The 3,328-nt window shown below is 41.3% G+C and carries 3 protein-coding genes; all 3 read right to left on the bottom strand.

Going from position 1 to position 3,328, the window contains the following annotated elements; genetic code table 11:
• Window positions 1–173: 173 nt before the first annotated feature.
• Genes ENN47_11695 through ENN47_11685 form a run of 3 tightly spaced genes read right to left on the bottom strand, consistent with a single transcriptional unit; the run spans window position 174 to window position 2,944 of the window.
• Window positions 174–1,928, bottom strand: a complete 1,755-nt coding sequence (locus ENN47_11695; protein HDP78813.1) for a hypothetical protein — start codon at window positions 1,926–1,928, stop codon at window positions 174–176.
• Window positions 1,906–2,367, bottom strand: coding sequence for a prepilin-type N-terminal cleavage/methylation domain-containing protein (locus tag ENN47_11690; protein HDP78812.1), 462 nt, complete (start codon window positions 2,365–2,367; stop codon window positions 1,906–1,908). Before ENN47_11690 ends, ENN47_11695 begins: the two co-directional genes overlap by 23 nt.
• Window positions 2,363–2,944: a prepilin-type N-terminal cleavage/methylation domain-containing protein gene (locus ENN47_11685; GenBank protein ID HDP78811.1), complete on the bottom strand. Its 582-nt coding sequence runs from the start codon at window positions 2,942–2,944 to the stop codon at window positions 2,363–2,365. The genes ENN47_11690 and ENN47_11685 overlap by 5 nt, the downstream gene beginning before the upstream one ends.
• Between the last annotated feature and the right edge of the window lie 384 nt (window positions 2,945–3,328).

The following is a 3,328-nucleotide window of genomic DNA, read 5'->3' as shown; positions in this document are numbered from 1 at the left end:
TCACTTGATTCAATTAGAAGGAAGGCATCTTACGAGGTACCCGATGCGAGTTCAGCAAAAAAAGCCCCCGCACGTCGCGGGGGCCCTCTGGGGGTTAACTGTGGCTTATAGTACTAGAAGCTAGGAAGAGAATCTCTTCTTCCCCAGACCGAAGACTACTGAGCAGCATTTAATCACCAACTCTGAATACCAAGAAGCTTAAACCGCTGATCTTCTCCCGATGATGAACCGGATCCTGAAAGACCGGAACTTCCAGCTGCAATAAGAGCAAGGGAATTAAGAAGCTCGATTGTTTCATCTTTGTTTTCAATATAGTAAGTTGGATTCTCAAACGCCCAAGCAGTTAGAGACCCTAGAAGAAACAACTGAGAAAACTGCCCCTGACCAGGATTTGTGATATTTGGTACGCTTGATAAGTCACCAAGAAGAAAGTTGCCGCCCGAACCATCATCTCTCTTAAGAGCATAAAAGTCACCCATTAGATTCTTATCGCCGTGAGTAGCAGAACTATAACCAAGGGAAATATCCCCGTATGAAGCAACTCGTAGATAAGAGTAGTTTTCTTCAGCAAGTAGTCTTTGGTATTCTTTGATACTTGTTTCTGCATTAACTGCAGTTTTATTTGCAACTAAAGACCTTCCTTGCCCATTATTGACTGCTTTAACAAGGTCTTCCACGTCATACACAAATTGAGTATCAATTGTTACGTCACCTTTTACCTGTATATCATACTTGCCACTTACTATACTTATCTTGTGTGGCTTATTAGAGAAAAAGGTCGTGGTACCATCGATCATTATGTGTACAGTTGTTTCACTTGCAATAGAAGTTGGAACTAAGAAAGATTTCTCCGAACCATATATTATTAGTCCTTCGGATGTAAATTCTGCTCTAAATTGATCAGAACCGCTCACTTCAATAGTAAGTTCGTCCGAGTAACTTTCCAGTTGACAGATGGCTTCACTACAGTTCACACTGATTGGTGAGGGGTCATGTGCATAGCTAACAGCGGCAGTGTTCATATCCAGCGTAACTGTTGCTTCTGGAGTTTCAGGAAAACTCTCCTTATATTCATCTATCCATTGCTTATAGAGAGTAGCGGCGTCATCTTCGATCTCAGAAAAATAGTTGCGTAGGAAGTTGGCTAGGGCTTCCTCATCAGTAATCTGATTACCATCAGAGTCATATACAACAATCCCCGCCGCATTCAAAATACCCGCAATAATATCTTTAAGAGAAGAACTTCCTGAATTATTCAAAGATAGAATTCCCGCTACTATGGCATCTCCAAAAACAATATCTCCAACGATTTTCTTTGATTTTCCATTCCCAATACTTCTTAGCGATGATAATACTCGATCTAATGAAACAGTCCTTAGCGCAGGTAATCCACCCTGGGGCGACGCGTCTGTCATAACCAGACCCATTGAATAACGCTTTGTCCCATCAAGTTCAGCCGAACAAATAACGACGTATTTCTCTGCTCCACCTGCAACCGGAAATACGTGCGATGATATATTGTATCTTCCTTCACCAAGCCCTTTGCTATTGCTGAATGAATTGACCTGATCTGTCAAACTAAAACCCTCAGTGTCTTCTCCAATAAAACTAAGAAAATCTGCCCAGTATTTGCTTTCAAGGCCTGATCGAGAATCAAGCATGCTAATGAATTCGACTGCTTCAGACCACGTTACCTTATCATCTTCAGTGTAGCTGGAGAGATTATCTACGAAGTAACAAGATGCTACTTCTACAACATTGTTTGCAATATTCTGCACATTAGCTATTCTTCTATAGGAATTCACCACATCTGTTGTTCTTGAAAGCTGTAAACCGCTCGCAAGAAGAACCACCGTTCCAAAAGCAACAAGAATGAGTGTCATGACCAAAGCGAACCCACTTTTTCTACTGTGATGAGATAGTAACATATACTTTCTCCTCCTTTGAGTTCCTGTCTATGTCAGAAATCATGGCCTCTACTGTGAAAAGAATCCAGTCATTTCCGTTATACATGACCGAGCTCTGTTCCAATGGTGAGATTTCGATTCGCAGATCTCCAAACCCTGCTGTAGCCAAAAAACCCATTCCTTCATTAGGTCCATTAAGGGCGTTCTCAATCAAGACTAACCTTTCGTTGACCCTTTCCAAAATGACATCTGAATCATCTCCAACAGCTCTCAAAACCGAGTCTTGCCTAATGAAATGACGAACAAAACTCGTCGCAGCTTGTATTGCTGAAACATGAGTTATTCCTTGCGACATAGAATTGTATCGGACTATCAGAAAAATCCCGCCCGCAACGAATAATCCAAGAATCGCTAGAGCAATAACCACTTCAAGCAACGAGAAACCATCTCTAGTTCTAATAAAACCTCACCGCTCCTCGCGCACTTCGCGTTAGAATTGGGGCATTGCTGACTAGATCAAAATAGGTGAACGTAGCACTATATGTCAAATATGAAGTTAGTGGAACAGGATCAAACTCAAACTCCACAACATTCTCCGCAATCACAGATGAAACTAACCTCCCAGATTTGTTATAATACTGATGAACCACCTTTCTTAGACTTGAATCATAGGTAACTGTAGATACAGCAGAAATCACATCGACACTAGAATCAGGCACACCTGAATACAGAGTTATCTCTTGAACTTTTTCCTCAGGTACATCTTCCGAGTATGTGAAGGATCCTAATGCTGTGAACTGCCGAGAAATTATATAGTTGAGTGAAGAATGCAACTTTGAAATCTGTTCATCAAGAGACATCGATGCCTCTGTCGCTTTCGTAATTCTTAATGACTGAGTGGTTATTAGAACAACTATAAGAAGGACCACAGTCGATACGGACAGAGCGACCAATAGCTCTGTGAGCGTCATACCTTTTCTTCTAAGCTGTTCAGTGTTCTTCAATTCCCAACCTCCGTATTTAAACTGCAATAGAATCCTCGTTGTAGATGCAAAATCACCTTAGCAAAATCACTAATCTACATCTAGACAACAAAAAGGCAGGATTTAACTACTGGGGAGCAAGACTATCTTTCTGAATGGTTCGAATTGTCAACAAGAGTAAAGTTGCAACCACAGAACGTCTTTTCCTGAAACAATTTTATCACATTGCTTTGAACAATAGCTCCAAAAAAGAGTTCGTGTGTCAAGCCGATCTTGTTCTCGGATCGATGTGGCAACTAATTCTAACGTCTTCTAGCACTGATGTTCCACAAGTCATGAAGCAACAGTATGCCACCCACAGCTATTTCGGATAGTATGTCTTTTCTCACTTACCGAAACACATATCCGCTTTGAAATAAGCATCCCCGATTCTCCTGG

Source organism: Mesotoga infera (assembly GCA_011045915.1).
GTDB classification, from domain to species: domain Bacteria; phylum Thermotogota; class Thermotogae; order Petrotogales; family Kosmotogaceae; genus Mesotoga; species Mesotoga infera_D.
The sequence above is the reverse complement of the archived record's forward strand: the minus strand, read 5'-3'. Positions and strand labels throughout refer to the sequence as shown.